This is a genomic window from Marcopretia estuarina LEGE 06307 (assembly GCF_056633115.1).
This window is the reverse complement of sequence record NZ_JBSJOY010000003.1, coordinates 1-14436: the sequence shown is the minus strand read 5'-3', so window position 1 is coordinate 14436 and position 14436 is coordinate 1. Positions and strand designations below refer to the sequence as shown.

Below are 14436 nucleotides of genomic sequence, written 5' to 3'. Positions count from 1 at the left end.
GCTGGCGTTGAGCAGGACGGCCCCAGCCCAAAGGCTGATGCCCTGAACTGCGCTGGATGGACTGTCCTGAGGATGTTGCCCCAAACTGAACGATTGATCGAATAAAATCCGACGCTTGAAAAGCGAAAAGAACTGGATTTGGCTGTATGAAAACAAAAACAGATAGAGTCTATTCTGGAATGTAATAAATAAATATCGTATTCTGATTTAAGATATACCCCCAAGGGGATTCGAACCCCTGTCGCCTCCGTGAAAGGGAGGTGTCCTAGGCCTCTAGACGATGGGGGCGAGGCCACGGGTGAAGGGCGTTCGAAGCCTCTCCATCCGACGTGTTGGACGCTACGGGTCGGAGTGGCCCTTCGTCAAGGAGGAGAAGCGACCGCCGCGTTCTGACCGTTCCACACCGGCACGGTGAAATGGAAGCAGGCCCCTTCTCCCGGCTCCGAAACCACCCAGATCCGACCGCCATGCACTTCCACGATCCGCCTGCACACGGACAGGCCCACCCCGAAGCCTGAGGTGGTGCCCGAGGTCTGGGGCAGGCGCACCCGCTCCAGGAACACCCGCTGCTGTTCGTTTCTGGGAATGCCCGGGCCGGTGTCGCAGACACTCACCTGCAGCCACTGGTTGGTGCGGTGGAGCAGCGTGAGGTGCACCTGGCCCCCGTCAGGGGTGAATTTCAAGGCGTTCTCGATCAGGTTGAGCAGCACCTGCCGCATGCGCCGCTGATCGGCAAACACGGCCGGGAGGTCGGCGGGAATGTCGGTAATCAGCTGGATGTCGCGGCCCACCCATAGCTTTTCAAGCTCCAGGATCGCCTCCGCCGCCACCGAGGCCAACCCAAGCTGCTGGGGATTGAAGAGGGCCTCCCAGCGGGTGGTCCCCACTTCCAGCAGGTCCTTGGAGAGGTGCTCGATGTCGTCCAGCCGCCGGTCGAGCACGTCGCGGCAACGCGTGGTGTCGATGTGGCCGAGCTGCAGGCTCTGCAGCGCCAGCTTGGCCGCGGTGAGCGGCGTACGCAGTTCATGGGCCACCATGCGCAGCAGGCGTTCCTGCACCCCCAGCCGCTCGATCAGGGTTTCATTCTCCTGGCGCAGCACCAGCAATTGATCTTCCAGCTGCAGTTCCCGCTGCGTGCGGCTGCCATCCATTTCTGCGGGGCGCAGGCTCATGCCAAGGCCGCTCACCACTTCCCGCTGCTGCCAGCGGGGTAGCCAGCCCTTGAGCTGCTGCAGCACGGTGTTTCCGGCAAACACCTGGCGGGGCTTCGGTTCAAGTTTCACCAAGGCCGGGGTGGCCACGAGGCGGTGGAGCTCCAAAAGCTCCGGGCGCTCGGCCGGGTGGGCCACTTCAAGTTTTACATCGAAACCGCTGTCGCTGCTTTGGAGCAGGTGCATGACGCCGCGCAGGTCGGCGGTGGCGAGATGGTACGGCGCCGCCACCAGCAGCAGTTTCAGCGGGCGACGCGGCGGCGGTGAGGCCTCAGGGGGATGGGTGGTGGGGTTAGGCCCCCCCGCAGCAGGCACCGTCTGGCTGGTCCAATACGTAATCGCCACATTATGAGTTCACCCGCAGTCCATGGCAGGGCGCTGGGCCGGTTTGGTGGACTGCGGGCGGGCGCAGGCGGTTTCGGGCGCGGGGGGCCGGCCGGAGAACCAGGCGGGTTGCGCGGGACGGCGTGGAGAGTGGGCGAGGCACGGCTGGTGCACGATTGAAGTTCATCGGCTGGTGCAGCACCATGGAGGTTCACGCGTCCTCCCCTTTGCGTCTTCTGCCCCGCTGGAGCCGGTCCCTCGTGGCGGTCCCCCTCCTGCTGCTCCCCTTCGCGTCTCTGCCCGCCGCCGCTCAAACCGCACCGGCCACGGAAGCGCAGATGCAGCTGTATACCCGGATCGCGGCTGTCAACGTTTGCATTGCCCGTGGCGGCGGCGTGGACTTCGACAAGGCCGTGGCCATCGCCGGTGAAACCATCGCGCAAGTGCTCCAGGGGCTGCACGGCGGCAAGATCCAGCAGGTGGGCACCCAGACCCTCACCATTGAGGATTTGCGGCGCGGTGCCGTGAACTCCGCCGTGATCGGTGCGGTGGATCTCTGTCCGAAACAGGTGCCGCCGGATGTAGTGAAGCGGGTGGAGGCGGCCATCAAGCAGCAGGGATCTGGCGCAAGGCCGGCAGCTGGCCCGCTCGCACCTGCACCAGCTGCGCCTGCAAAGGCACCTCCGAAGTAGGTGGCTGAGACGTTGGCTTTTTGATAGAGGCCAACCTCACAACTGGCGGTCGCATCCGGATGCGATTGACCCCCTGGTCAGTTGCAGTTCATTCAGGGCTTCTGGCTTTGCTGAAGGCATCCCTCCGGGGTGTTTTTCACCAACGTCGTCATGACCTTCTCGTCATCTTCTGCCCTGATGGCCGCCGGCCTGCTCAGCATTGGTTCCTTGGCTCCGCTCGCGGTCCAGGCTCAGTCGCTTGGGTTTCCTGGCCAGGCCTACCAGCAGGTGCCGGTGTATCAGCAGCAGCCGGTGTACCGCCGGGTTCCCGTCTATCGCCAGGTCCCCGTGGCCCAGACACTCCCACAGTCGGGAGTGATTCCGGTGCGGAACTTCCCCGCCCCTTATCAGGATTATCAGGGGCAGGTGAACGGCTTCAATGCACCGCAGACCTTTGAAGAAGCGCAAGCGCTGCAACAGCGCTGCTCGATCGGCCGGCTCGTGGGCGGCGTGATCGGCGGTGGCATCGGCTATGCCGCCTCCCGCGACCAGGGCCGGACCTGGGCAGTGCCGCTTGGCGCGCTGCTGGGCTCCCAGGTGGGTTGCAATGCCGGCCAGGGACGCAGTCCGCTGCCTTGGTGATCGCGGCGCTGCCTGGCACCCTTCAGGATCAGAGGGTTGTTCTTCCCTGGGTCGATGCCTGATGTGCGCCTGGCCGATTACCGGCCTTATCCCTACGCGCTGGAGCGCACGGACCTGACCGTGCGCCTCTTCCCCGACCACGGCCTGGTGGAAGCGAACCTTTCGTTCCTTCCCGCGGCGGGGGCGTCTGCAGCTGTTCAAGCCGCTTCACCGTTGGAGCTGCGGGGGGTGGGGCTGGAGCTGGAGGCTCTGGCCATCGACGGGGAACCACTTCCGCCTGCCGCCACCCACCAGGAGGAGGGGCTTCTGGTGGTGCTCCAGCCGCCGCAGCGGCCGTTCGTACTCACCAGTCGGGTGCGGATCGACCCCTACACGAACACCACCCTGGAAGGCCTCTATGCCAGCGGCGGCATGGTGACAAGCCAGTGCGAGGCCGAAGGCTTCCGCCGCATCACCTTCCACCCCGACCGACCGGATGTGCTCAGCCGCTTCCAGGTGCGGATCGAAGCGGAGCAGGAGCGCTACCCGGTGCTGCTCTCCAACGGCAATTGCCAGGCTGCCGGTGCCCTGGCCGATGGCCGCCACTTCGCGGTCTGGGACGACCCCTTCCCCAAGCCCTCCTATCTTTTCGCGCTGGTGGCCGGACGGCTTGAGGAGGTGCGCGGCAGCTTCACCACCGCCAGTGGCCGGATGGTGCAACTGCGCCTGCATGTGGAGCCGGGCGATTCCCCCTACACCGCTCATGCGATGGCCTCGCTGCAGCGGTCGATGGCCTGGGATGAGCAGGTGTATGGGCTCGAATACGACCTCGATGAATACAACATCGTGGCTGTGCGCCATTTCAACATGGGCGCCATGGAGAACAAGAGCCTGAACATCTTCAACTCCAAGCTGGTGCTCGCCGATGCCGAAACCGCCACTGATGGTGAGCTCGAACGCATCGAAAGCGTGATTGCCCACGAATACTTCCACAATTGGACGGGGAATCGCATCACCTGCCGTGACTGGTTCCAGCTTTCCCTTAAGGAAGGACTCACGGTGTTTCGCGACCAATGCTTCACCGCCGATCTGCACGGTGCCGATCTCAAGCGCATCGAGGATGTGGCGATGCTGCGCAATACCCAATTCCGGGAAGATGCAGGACCCACTGCCCACCCGATTCAGCCGGATCACTATCAGGCGATCGACAATTTTTACACCACCACCATCTATGAGAAAGGTGCGGAAGTGATCCGTATGCTGCACACATTGTTGGGTCCTGCCACCTTCATGCGCGGCATGGCGCTCTATGTGCAGCGCCACGACGGCACTGCCGCCACCACTGCCGATTTCCTGCAGGCCATGCAGGACGCCGCAACGGAAACCTCTGCGGCCACCGCTGATGGCCAGGGCGACGATCCCTCGCCGCTGCGCTTCAGTTTCGAGCAGTTCAGCCGCTGGTATCACCAGGCCGGCACCCCCGTGGTGTCGATCGATCGCCATTGGGACGGCGCCAGTGGCGCACTCGCCCTGGTGCTGCGCCAGCACACCCCCGCCACCCCGGGCCAGCCGCGCAAGCAGCCGTTGGTGATTCCCCTGGCCCTGGCCCTTGTGGGTGAGGACGGCCAGGCCCTGCCCCAGACCGGCGGATCGCCCGTCGTGCTGGAGGCCGCGGAGACCCAGCTGCGCTACGAGGGGTTGCCCCCGGGACCGACGCCGCCGGCCCTCTCGGTGCTGCGGGGCTTCTCGGCGCCCGTGCGGCTCGAGCTTGCCCGGCCGAATGCCGAACTGCTGCACCTGTTCGCCTGCGACAGCGACCCCTTCGCCCGCTGGGATGCAGGCCAGACCTTGCTGCGGCAGGCCGTGCTGGCCCGGGCCGCCGGTCGCAGCGACCCGGAACTGGAATGTGGGCTTACCGCTGCCTTTGCCGCGATCCTCACCGACAGCAGCTTGCCGCCCGCCAGCCGCAGCGCCCTGCTGGCCCTTCCCGGCATGGCCGAACTGGAGGATCTGGCCCCGGAGCCGGATCCTCCGGCGCTGTTTGCGGCCCTCCTGGACCTGGAGCGGGTCTTCGGCGCTGCCCTGGAGGAGCCGTTGCTGGACGCGCTTGCCGCCTGCCGGCCGCAGTGGGAGCAGCCCTGGCCTCAGGGGCAGGGTGAGCGGCGCCTGACCGCCACGATCTGGAGCTGGCGAGCGGCGGCTGGGGATGAGGCCGTGCGCGAGGCCGCTGCCGCTGCGGTGCAGGGACCGTCGATGACGCTCGCCAGGGCCGGGCTGCGGGCCCTGCAGGTTCACCCCTGCGAGCAACGTCGCCGCGCGCTGGAGGCCTTCTACCAACGCTGGCAGGAGAAGCCGGTGATCCTCGATGCCTGGTTCGCGCTGGAGGCCAGCGCCCCCTTCGCCGATGGGCTGGAGCGGGCGTCAGCTCTGCTGGCCCATCCGCGCTTCGACCCGGCAGCCCCCAACGCGATCCGCGCGGTGCTGGGGGGCTTTTCTGCCAACACGCCGGTGTTCCACGCGGCCGATGGCACGGGCTATCGGTTCATGGCCGAGCAGATCGTGGCGCTCGATCGGCGCAACCCGATCACGGCGTCGCGGCTCGCGAAGCTGTTCAGCCGCTGGCAGAGCTATGCGCCGGAGCGGGCCGGGCACATGCGCGCGGCGGTGGAGCAGCTGGCTGCGGCGGATCTCTCTGCCAACACCCGCGAAGTGGTGGAGCAGTGCCGTTCGCTCGGCGCCGGCGAAGGGGTGGCGGCCTGAAGGCGATCAGCGGGGCGCCGCTCCGGCGCTGGAGGCCTGTCCCTTGGCGGGGCTCTGCCCGCGACCGAAGGCCTGGCGGTGCAATCGGGTGAACGCGTCGCGCCGGAGGGAAGCTCCCTCGGGCCCGGCGTAGGTGCCCCACAGGCCTTCCCAATAGAAATAGATCACGCCATGACCACGCTGGGCCGCCAGCTCCACCTTCTGATTGAGCGTGGCCATGTCGGGAGTGCGGCCACCGAAGCCCGCCAGGATGCCGATTTCCACGGGCAGGCCCCACTGGCGGGCCTTCACCAGCGCCGGCTGATCGAGATCACGGGCGAAACCGCGCACCGAAAAGGCGTAGTTCTGAACCACCAGGTCATCCACCAGTTTGCCCAGGGCCCAGATTTCCCAGTCCTGGAGCCAGTGGTTGTAGGCGAAGCGGAACGGTCCAGGGGACAGGCTGATCACCGCCTTGTCGTTGCTGCGGCGCAGTTCCCTTCGCAGCTCCCGCAGCAGGCCGGTGAGCTGCTGGCGCCGCCAGCTCATCCATTCGCGGTTGTTGAAATCCGTGGGAGGTTCACGCCCCTTCTCCTTACTGAACAGGGCCCGGGTGTAGGGGTCGTAGCCCAGTTCCACCGGCCAGGCGAAGTGGTCGTCGAGCTGGATGCCGTCGACACCACAGCGCTGCACGATCTCCTGGATCAGGCCGATGAAGCGGGCGCGCACGCCGGGGTGGGCCGGGTTGAGCCACACCCGCAGATCCCGGAGCGGTGAGGTTTTCAGGTTGGCGCCGTGCATGGCATAGAGGGTGGAGCCATCGCTGCGCTGCAGCACCCACTCGGGATGACGCCGCACCACCTCCGCGTCGGCGGGCTCCATCATTCCGTATTCGAACCAGGGGATCACCTGCATGCCGCGCCGCTGGGCGGAGCGGGTGATCTGGCAGATCGGATCGAGTCCCGGCGCAGCCTTCAGCAGGGCCGGTTCGGTGGGAGCAAAGCGGCTGCGGTGGAAGGTGGTGCCCCGGCTCCACACATTCGGGTAGAGGGTGTTGAACCCGGCAGCTGCCAGTTCCTTGACGGCCTGCTCGATCCGGTTGCGGTCGTAGTAGAGGGGGCTGGGGCTGTTGGTGAGCCACACTCCCACGCGCTGGCTGGAGGCGGCAGCGGGCAGCAGGCCGACGCTTTGCAGTCCTGTGGTGAGCAGGGCCGTGACCAGCACCGGCAGGGCCTTCTTCAGCCGCACCCGCAGGGGAAAGGGCGCCTCGGAGCGGTGGCGTTCGGGTGGTTTCAGCGGAACATCGAGCTCACAGAGCTTTCCTCGTGGATGCGCCAGATGGCTTCGCCCAGCATGTTGGCCACCGAAAGCACCTGCAGCTGCGGAAAGCGGCGGTCGTCGCTGATCGGGATGCTGTTGGTGACCAGCACCTCTTCGAACAGGCCGGGCTCGGAGAGCCGCTCGATCGCGGGAGGGGAGAACACCGCATGGGTGGCGCAGGCCAGCACCCGGGTGGCGCCCCGCTGGCGCAGCAGTCGGGCGCCCGCGCAGATGGTGCCGCCGGTGTCGATCATGTCGTCGATCAGGATGGCCGTCTTGCCGGCCACGTCGCCGATCACTGTGAGGCTCTCAGCCACGTTGTGGCCGGAGCGGCGCTTGTCGATGATCGCGAGCGGCGCATCGCTCATCTGCTTGGCGAAGGCCCGGGCCCGGGCCACGCCGCCCACATCCGGGGACACCACCACCACCTCGCCGAGGTCGCGGGTGCGCAGGTAATCCACCAACACGGGCGAGCCGTAGATGTGATCGCAGGGGATGTCGAAGTACCCCTGAATCTGGGAGGAGTGCAGGTCCATCGCCAGCACCCGATCGACGCCGGATTTCACCAGCAGATTGGCCACCAGCTTGGCAGTGATCGATTCGCGGCCCGCCGTCTTGCGGTCGGCGCGGGCGTAGCCGTAGTAGGGCACCACGGCGGTGATCTGCCGGGCCGAGGCACGCCGGCAGGCATCCACCATGATCAGCAGCTCCATCAGGTGATCGTTCACCGGAGCGCAGGTGGGTTGGATCAGGAAGACATCGCAGCCGCGGATCGATTCCTGAATCTGGATATAAAGCTCACCATCGGCGAAGCGCTTGATCGCGCGCGGCCCATCGGGAACACCGAGATAGGCGCCGATCTCGCGGGCCAAGGCCTGGTTCGACGTGCCGCTGAACAGCCGCAACCGCCGGGTGTCGTGAGGGGGCTGGTCCTGCTCGACCCGATCGGCTGTCAGGAAACGGGTCACGGCGGGCGTGAGCGAGGTCGGCATGGAGCTGATGGTAGAAGCCTTCCGGTCGGATGCCGGCGAAACCTGGTGGTATGAAGAATGATGAACCACTGCCTGCCGGTCTTGTCCGAACAGCGGTCCTTGCTCACCTCTCCCCTGGTGCTGGCCGGAGCCGGCCCGGGCGGGCTGGCGGCCCTGCCCCAGGCGGCCCCGCGCCTGCAGTCGCTGCTGGCCCTGCCCGCCACAACCGAGCTCAGCCAGCTGGCCGCTCAATCGGTTGAGCCCGATCAGCTGATGGCGGCCCTCCAGGGCCACCGGGGCGGCGCTCTGGTGGCCCTGGAGCAAGACCCAGGCCGCTGGCTGCCGGCGGGCACCCGCTGGGCGGAGGTGCTCGGCGCCTGGCGGCAGCCCACCCTGCTGCTGGTGACGGCTGACGACGCCACCAGCGGGCTGGCGGCGGCCTACACCGCCCTGCTCGATCGCTCCACCGTGCCCCTGCTTGGCCTGGTGCAGTGGGGCGGCAGCTGGGACGGGTCGGCCCGCGCCTGCGAGGGTCTGCCCTGGCTCGGTGCGCTGCAGCCAGGCGACCACGGCGCTGCCGGTGCGGAGGTGTTGCTGGAGGCCCTGAAGCTGCGCTGGCAGCGCCTCACCACCCTCTGAGCGGCCTGCGCTGATCCATCGCGATGGCCGGAGTGGGGCTACCCCGCCGGCCACAGCGGCTGCTCTGCTCCCGGCGCCACTTGCCGCAGCGTCTGGCCAGGCTCGGTGGTGGGTGCCAGCGGCAGTTTGTCGTAGCGCACGGTGTGGGCCTGCTGGATCGCCACGTTGAGCAGGCTCAGCATCTCGGTTTCCGTCAGGTTGGTGCCCACCAACGGCTGGAGCTGCCTCACCTGCTGCGCCAGTTTCGCCGTGCCGTCAGGGCGCCCCAGCTGTTCCAGCAGGCCGGCGATCACCTCCTGCTGGCGGCTGCGCCGTCCGCTGAGGCCGTCGTCCTTGCCCTTGAAGCGCACCAGCTGCTCCACCTGCGGGCCCTTCAGCACCTGCAGCCCGCCCTGAAGATCGACCCGGTAGTTCTGGGTTTTGTCGTGGTAACGGATGGCCTGATCCAGGTTCAGCTCCAGCCCGCCCAGGCCGTCCACCAGACTGCGCAGCACCTGACGCGGCATCACCACATAGCGCTCAGGCTGGCCAGGGTCGAGGCCCACCAGCTCCCCCACCCCGCCTGCCGTGAGGGCAGGGCCGCCGAGCCGGTAAAGGGCCCCCAGGCTCTGCACCTTCTTCTGACCCGGCACTTGCACAGCCAGTTCGGTGGGCACATTCAGCACCCGCATCGCCCCGCCCGGATCGGCCCGGATCAGCAGCAGCGTGTCGGCGTTGGCGGGGCCGGGGGGTGCGGCGCCGTTGGTGCTGGCATCGAGCCGGTCGGCGTCGGTGCCGATCAGCAGCACCGTGATGGGACGGATCGGCGGATCGGCCAGATCCTTGTTGAGGCCAGCTTGATCGCTGCTGACCAGGCCGGGGTCGGGCCGCGACCACACACGCTCGAACAGCACCACCGTGCCCACGGCAGCCAGAAGGGCCAGGCTCAGCTTCCACAGCCGCGACCCCAACCGGGCGCGGGGGCGGCCGCCAGGCTCCGCCTGGGCAGGACCCGCAGGTGACACGTCCGAACCCCCTGCCGATCGCGCCGCACCCCGTGGGCGTGCCTTGCTCCCGCCTGCCATCGGCGCTCATGCTTGCGAAGGCTCAACTTTGCCGTAGCTCCGGCACGGAAGCCGGGCCTGCCGATAGGTTGAAGCTCCCTTGCCCCGTCAGGCTGGACGCCGCTTTGACCGCCGCCCCTCCCCTCCCTCACGAACGGGCCCGGCCCCTGCCCAAGGGCAGCACAAAACCGGCCAAGGACCTCTGCAGCGACTGCGGTCTGTGCGACAGCCGCTGGGTGGCTTACGTACGCCAGGCCTGCGCCTTCCTCCAGCAGCGCTTCGAGGCGATGGAGCAAGCCGCCCACGGCCGCAGCCGTGACCTCAGCAACGAGGACGAGCTCTACTTCGGCGTCAGCCAGCGCATGGTCACGGCCCGCCTGCAGCCCCCGATCGATGGGGCGCAGTGGACCGGCATCGTGTCGCGCATCGGCGTGCGGGCGCTGGAAACGGGCCTGGTCGATGCGGTGCTGTGCGTGCAGCAGAGCCCCGACGACCGCTTCACGCCGGTGCCGGTGCTGGCGCGCACCCCCGAGCAGGTGCTGGCGGCACGGGTGAACAAGCCCACCCTCTCCCCCAACCTGGAGGTGCTGGAGCAGTTACCCGGCAGCGGCATCCGCCGCCTGCTGGCGATCGGTGTGGGCTGCCAGGTGCAGGCGCTGCGGGCCGTGCAGGACACCCTGCCGCTGGATCAGCTCTACGTGCTCGGTCTGCCGTGCGTGGACAACGTGAGCCGCCAGGGGCTGCAGACCTTTCTGGAAAGCGCCAGCGATTCGCCCGCCACGGTGGTGCACTACGAGTTCATGCAGGACTTCCGCATCCACTTCCGCCACAGCGACGGCCGCGAGGAGACGGTGCCCTTCTTCGGTCTCGACACCCCCCGGCTCAAGGATGTGTTCGCCCCCAGCTGCCTCAGCTGCTTCGACTACGTGAACGGCGGCGCCGACCTGGTGGTGGGCTACATGGGCGCCACCTTCGGCCGTCAGTGGCTCACGGTGCGCAACGCCCGCGGCCAGGAGCTGCTCGATCTGGTGGAGGCGGAACTGGATCTGGCGCCGGTGAGCAGCCGCGGGGATCGCCGCGCCGCGGTGCAGCAGGGCATCGACGCCTACGACAAGGCGGTGCGCCTGCCCCGCTGGCTGGCTGAGGTGGTGGGCTTCCTCGTGCAGCGCGTCGGGCCTCAGGGGCTGGAGTATGGCCGTTTCTCGATCGATTCCCACTTCACCCGCAATGCCCTGTGGCTGCGGCGCCACCATCCTGAGATGGCCGAGCGCCACATCCCGGCCTTCGCCAAGGCGATCGTGGCGCGTTACCGCCTGCCGCGCACGTGAGCGACGCCGACCTTCCCCCAGGTCCCGGGACAGCGGGCCGCTGTGGTGTGCTGCTCCACCCCACGGCCCTGCCGGGCACGCCCGGCTGCGGCAGCTTCGGCGCCGCGGCTCACGCCTGGATCGACCTGCTGGCCGACCACGGCATCGACGCCTGGCAGTTGTTGCCACTGGCCCCCGCCGATGGCACCGGCTCTCCCTACAGCTCCCCCAGCGGCTTTGCGCTGAACGCCTGGTTTCTCGACGGCGACGCGCTGGTGGCCGATGGCTTTCTGGAAGCCGCCGATCTTGTCGCGCTGCCCCCCGGCCGCACCGATCGCCTCGACCTGGAGGCCTGCCCGCTCCGCTCGGCGGCCCTGGCCCAGGCGCTCGAGCGGCGCTGGCTCCAGCAGTCGGCTGAACGCCAGGCCGACTTCCAGCGCTGGTGCCAGGCGGCAGCTCCCTGGCTGGTGGAGCACTGCCGCTTCATGGTGCTGCGGGAGCTGCAGGGAGGCCTGCCCTGGTGGCAATGGCCTGTCCCGCTGGCGCAACGGCAGTGGCGGGCCCTGCGCCGCTTCGACCGGGAGCAGGCGGTGGCCCTGCGGCAGGAGGCCCTGGTGCAGTGGCACCTGGAGCGCCAGTGGCAGCAGCTGCATGACCATGCGCGCCATCGCGGCGTGCAGCTGATCGGCGATCTTCCTTTCTATGTGGCCCACGACAGTGCCGATGTCTGGGCTCGGCGCCGCCTCTTCTCGCTGCGCCGGGATGGTTCCCTCACCCAGCAGAGCGGCGTGCCGCCCGATTACTTCTCCGACACCGGCCAGCTGTGGGGGACACCCGTCTATCGCTGGTCGCTGCATCGCTTCACCGGCTTCCGCTGGTGGCTCCGGCGGCTGCAGGGGCAGCTGGAACGGCTCGATTTGCTGCGTCTGGATCACTTCCGCGCGCTGGAGTCGTACTGGGCGGTGCCCGGTGAGGCACTCACGGCCCAGCTGGGTGAATGGCGCGCTTCGCCAGGGGTGGCGCTGCTGAGGGCGTTGCGTCAACGGCTGGGCGGCCAACTGCCCCTGATCGCCGAAGACCTGGGCGTGATCACGCCTGCGGTGGAGGCTCTGCGCGACCGCTTTCGCCTGCCGGGTATGAAGATCCTGCAGTTTGCCTTCGACGGCAACGACGGCAACGCCTACCTGCCCGAGAACTACGTGGGCCGCCACTGGGTGGTGTACACCGGCACCCACGACAACGCCACCTGTATCGGCTGGTGGGACTCCCTGCCCGAGGATCAGCGCCGTCAGGTGGGTGAACGGATCGGCGAGATGATCGAGGCCCCAGGCTGGCAACTGCTGGAGCTGGCGCTCGCCTCGCGCGCCGAGCTGGCGGTGGTGCCCCTGCAGGATCTGCTCAGCCTGGGCGATCAGGCCCGCTTCAACACCCCTGGCACGGCGGGGGAGGCCAACTGGAGCTGGCGGCTGGAGCAACCTGTGCAGCAGCTCAGTGAGCCGATCGCTGCCCTGGCCGCCCTGGCGGCCCGTTACGGCAGATCGGCGGGCGGCGCAACCGAGGGGAGCGCTGCTGGCGCTGCCGCTGAGCCCCGCGCTGCTGCCGGCGGCACGCGGTAAACCCCCGGCCGCCCGGCTTCGGCCTCCAGCGGCTGCTCGTTCCAACTCACGGCCCCGCTGCCCGCCGCCGCTGGGGGAGTGAGCTGCACCTGCAGCGGTGGCTGCATCTGCAGCACGAGGGAGCCCCGCGCCCCTTGCAGCCGGGTGCCTTCTCCCGATTCGCTGCTCAACTGGAGGCTTGTGGGCTGATCCAGCCGCAGGCGCAGCACGCCAGGACCACCCCCCGCCTGGCGCGCTTCCCGGCTCCATTGCTTCTGCGCCACCCCACGGGCCGCCTGCTGGAGGGGCCGCAGGTCGGGGTGGACCTGCAGCAGCAGGGCATTGCTATCGGGCGGTTTCACCCGCTCCGCTTCCGTGAGCGGCGGCACGGGCCGCAGCGTGAGCTGGTTGGCCGCCGCCAGCTGCTGCTGCTGCAGATTCACGGCGTAGATCAGGCCGGCGGTCAGCAGGCCATAGAGCACCGTGCCTTGCCAGCTGGTGAATACATCGATTGAGCCCGGCGTGAAGCGCCGCAGCAGCGAGGGTTGCTTGCTGTGGTCGTCGAGTGGGTGGGCCTGCAGCGGTAGTGCGGCGTTGAGCGCACCGGGTTCCAGGCCGAGATGCTGCTCAAGCAGCGCCAGCATCGTGCGCAGGTAAGCGGGCTCCGGCAGGCGGTCACGCCAGCCCCTCTCCAGCGCCTCGATCACCGGCGTGCTGATGCGGGTTTCGGTGGCGAGCTGGCGCAGGCTCAGCCCCTGCTCCTCCCGCTTCTGGCGCAGCAGCCGGCCGAGCTGCAGCAGGGGATCTTCGGGCGCCGGTGGGGCCGAGGCCGCCGCCGACGGCTCCAGACGCAGGCGCCGCCGCAGGGCCTGGGGAAGCAGGGAGGTGATCCGGGGGCGCGGCATCGGGGGCGGCGAAGGGTCAGTGCTGGTGTCCAGCACCGGAAGCAGGTTCGTCCCATTGTCGAGCGTCGATGGGGCGCCACTGGCCTGACGCCAGGGTGCCCAGCTGCAGATCCCCGATCGCCACCCGCAGCAAATCCAGCACCGGATGGCCCAGCAGGGCAGCGGTGCGGCGGATCTGCCGGTTTCGTCCTTCCCGCATTTTCACCTCCAGCAGCGTGCTGGCGGCCGATTGGCGCAGCCGGCGCAGCTGCACCGGCAGGGCGGCCTCACCATCGAGCGCCACGCCCCGGCGCCATTGGGCCAGCGCGGCCTCGCTCGGGTGGCCCTGCACCAGCACTCGATAGGTCTTGCCGTGGCCATGGCGGGGATGGGTCAGCCGCAGGGTGAGGGCACCGTCGTTGGTGAGCAGCAGGGCGCCGCGGCTGTCGATGTCGAGCCGGCCCACCGGGTGCAGGCCGGTGCCCTCGGTGAGGGCCGCTGGCAGCAGATCCAGCACCGTGGGCCTGCCCTGCGGGTCATGGCAACTGCTCACCACACCAGGAGGTTTGTGCAGCAACAGCGTCTGACGGGTTACGGCAGGACGCAGTGGCTGACCGTCGAGCTCCACCAGATCGGTGCTGGCATCGGCCTGATCGCCCAGACCGGCCACCCTGCCGTTCACCCGCACGCGCCCCTGCAGCAGCAGATCCTCGGCCCGCCGCCGGGAGCAGACGCCGGCGGCGGCCAGCAGCTTTTGGAGTCGCTCCCTTGGCATGGCATCCGGCAGCGGAGGGCCCGGCGGCAGGCGCCGGCCGGGGCGGGCACAGCCGCATTCTCTCCCGCGTCGGCGGCCGCTCGCCGCCCCGCCAACTGAGGCCGGGCTGGCACGCCGCCAGCAGGCGTTGGGCTGGTGCGTAGCTAGCAGGTGCGGGGATGGTGTGCGACCGATCCATGGTGGTAAATTACGAAACACAAACGTTTCCTAACCCTGCGAAACGCCACCATGCCTTCCCCGCCCTTGGCCACGGTTGATGCTTCCAGTGCCTCCATGGCGAGCGGCGACCTGGTGCGCTCGTATCTGCGGGACATCGGCCGCGTGCCGTTGCTGAGC

The 14436-nt window shown here is 68.4% G+C and carries 13 protein-coding genes and 1 tRNA gene; 7 read left to right on the top strand and 7 right to left on the bottom strand.

The genetic code is table 11. The features are described 5' to 3' along the window. Positions 1 to 215: 215 nt before the first annotated feature. Positions 216 to 288 (bottom strand) — tRNA-Glu (locus ACWJI3_RS07605). Between the two features lie 74 nt (positions 289 to 362). Further along, positions 363 to 1556 carry a histidine kinase gene (locus ACWJI3_RS07600; protein WP_369802970.1) on the bottom strand — a complete coding sequence of 398 codons (1194 nt, stop codon included), beginning with the start codon at positions 1554 to 1556 and terminating at the stop codon, positions 363 to 365. Between the two features lie 239 nt (positions 1557 to 1795). Here ACWJI3_RS07600 and ACWJI3_RS07595 point away from each other — a divergent pair, with 239 nt between their 5' ends. From ACWJI3_RS07595 to pepN, 3 genes are all read left to right on the top strand, one after another. Continuing rightward, complete coding sequence (locus ACWJI3_RS07595) at positions 1796 to 2227, top strand: cAMP phosphodiesterase (protein ID WP_233132727.1); 432 nt, start codon at positions 1796 to 1798, stop codon at positions 2225 to 2227. Positions 2228 to 2377: 150 nt separating this feature from the next. Next, entirely contained in the window at positions 2378 to 2848 is a 471-nt protein-coding gene (locus tag ACWJI3_RS07590) for a hypothetical protein (protein ID WP_480203385.1), read from the top strand. Between the two features lie 54 nt (positions 2849 to 2902). Then, the gene (gene pepN, locus ACWJI3_RS07585; RefSeq protein ID WP_480203384.1) at positions 2903 to 5587 is read left to right on the top strand and encodes an aminopeptidase N; all 2685 of its coding nucleotides are present in this window, start codon (positions 2903 to 2905) and stop codon (positions 5585 to 5587) included. A gap of 6 nt (positions 5588 to 5593) precedes the next feature. Here pepN and ACWJI3_RS07580 read toward each other — a convergent pair whose 3' ends face one another. After that, positions 5594 to 6808, bottom strand: coding sequence for a glycoside hydrolase family 10-like protein (locus tag ACWJI3_RS07580; RefSeq protein WP_480203582.1), 1215 nt, complete (start codon positions 6806 to 6808; stop codon positions 5594 to 5596). Positions 6809 to 6858: 50 nt separating this feature from the next. Continuing rightward, a complete protein-coding gene (locus tag ACWJI3_RS07575; protein WP_094510475.1) occupies positions 6859 to 7854 on the bottom strand; it encodes a ribose-phosphate pyrophosphokinase in 996 nt (331 codons plus the stop codon). A 105-nt stretch (positions 7855 to 7959) separates the two neighbouring features. Here ACWJI3_RS07575 and ACWJI3_RS07570 point away from each other — a divergent pair, with 105 nt between their 5' ends. Next, entirely contained in the window at positions 7960 to 8496 is a 537-nt protein-coding gene (locus ACWJI3_RS07570) for a hypothetical protein (protein ID WP_480203383.1), read from the top strand. Positions 8497 to 8534: 38 nt separating this feature from the next. Here the strand turns inward: ACWJI3_RS07570 and ACWJI3_RS07565 are convergent, their stop codons facing one another. Further along, positions 8535 to 9500, bottom strand: coding sequence for an LCP family protein (locus ACWJI3_RS07565; protein WP_480203382.1), 966 nt, complete (start codon positions 9498 to 9500; stop codon positions 8535 to 8537). 164 nt (positions 9501 to 9664) lie between these two features. Between ACWJI3_RS07565 and ACWJI3_RS07560 the strand changes: the two genes are divergently transcribed. Both ACWJI3_RS07560 and malQ read left to right on the top strand, forming a co-directional pair. Beyond that, the gene (locus ACWJI3_RS07560; protein WP_094510403.1) at positions 9665 to 10867 is read left to right on the top strand and encodes a Coenzyme F420 hydrogenase/dehydrogenase, beta subunit C-terminal domain; all 1203 of its coding nucleotides are present in this window, start codon (positions 9665 to 9667) and stop codon (positions 10865 to 10867) included. After that, complete coding sequence (malQ, locus tag ACWJI3_RS07555; protein ID WP_480203381.1) at positions 10864 to 12462, top strand: 4-alpha-glucanotransferase; 1599 nt, start codon at positions 10864 to 10866, stop codon at positions 12460 to 12462. Before ACWJI3_RS07560 ends, malQ begins: the two co-directional genes overlap by 4 nt. On the opposite strand, the gene ACWJI3_RS07550 is transcribed toward malQ, so the two are convergent. Then, positions 12375 to 13346 carry a helix-turn-helix domain-containing protein gene (locus ACWJI3_RS07550; RefSeq protein WP_480203380.1) on the bottom strand — a complete coding sequence of 324 codons (972 nt, stop codon included), beginning with the start codon at positions 13344 to 13346 and terminating at the stop codon, positions 12375 to 12377. The genes malQ and ACWJI3_RS07550 overlap by 88 nt on opposite strands. A 16-nt stretch (positions 13347 to 13362) precedes the next feature. Beyond that, a complete protein-coding gene (locus ACWJI3_RS07545) occupies positions 13363 to 14100 on the bottom strand; it encodes a pseudouridine synthase (protein WP_094510405.1) in 738 nt (245 codons plus the stop codon). Positions 14101 to 14328: 228 nt separating this feature from the next. On the opposite strand from ACWJI3_RS07545, the gene ACWJI3_RS07540 reads away from it, so the two are divergent. Continuing rightward, a partial coding sequence (locus ACWJI3_RS07540; protein ID WP_480203581.1) for a sigma-70 factor domain-containing protein occupies positions 14329 to 14436 on the top strand: 108 nt, incomplete at its 3' end.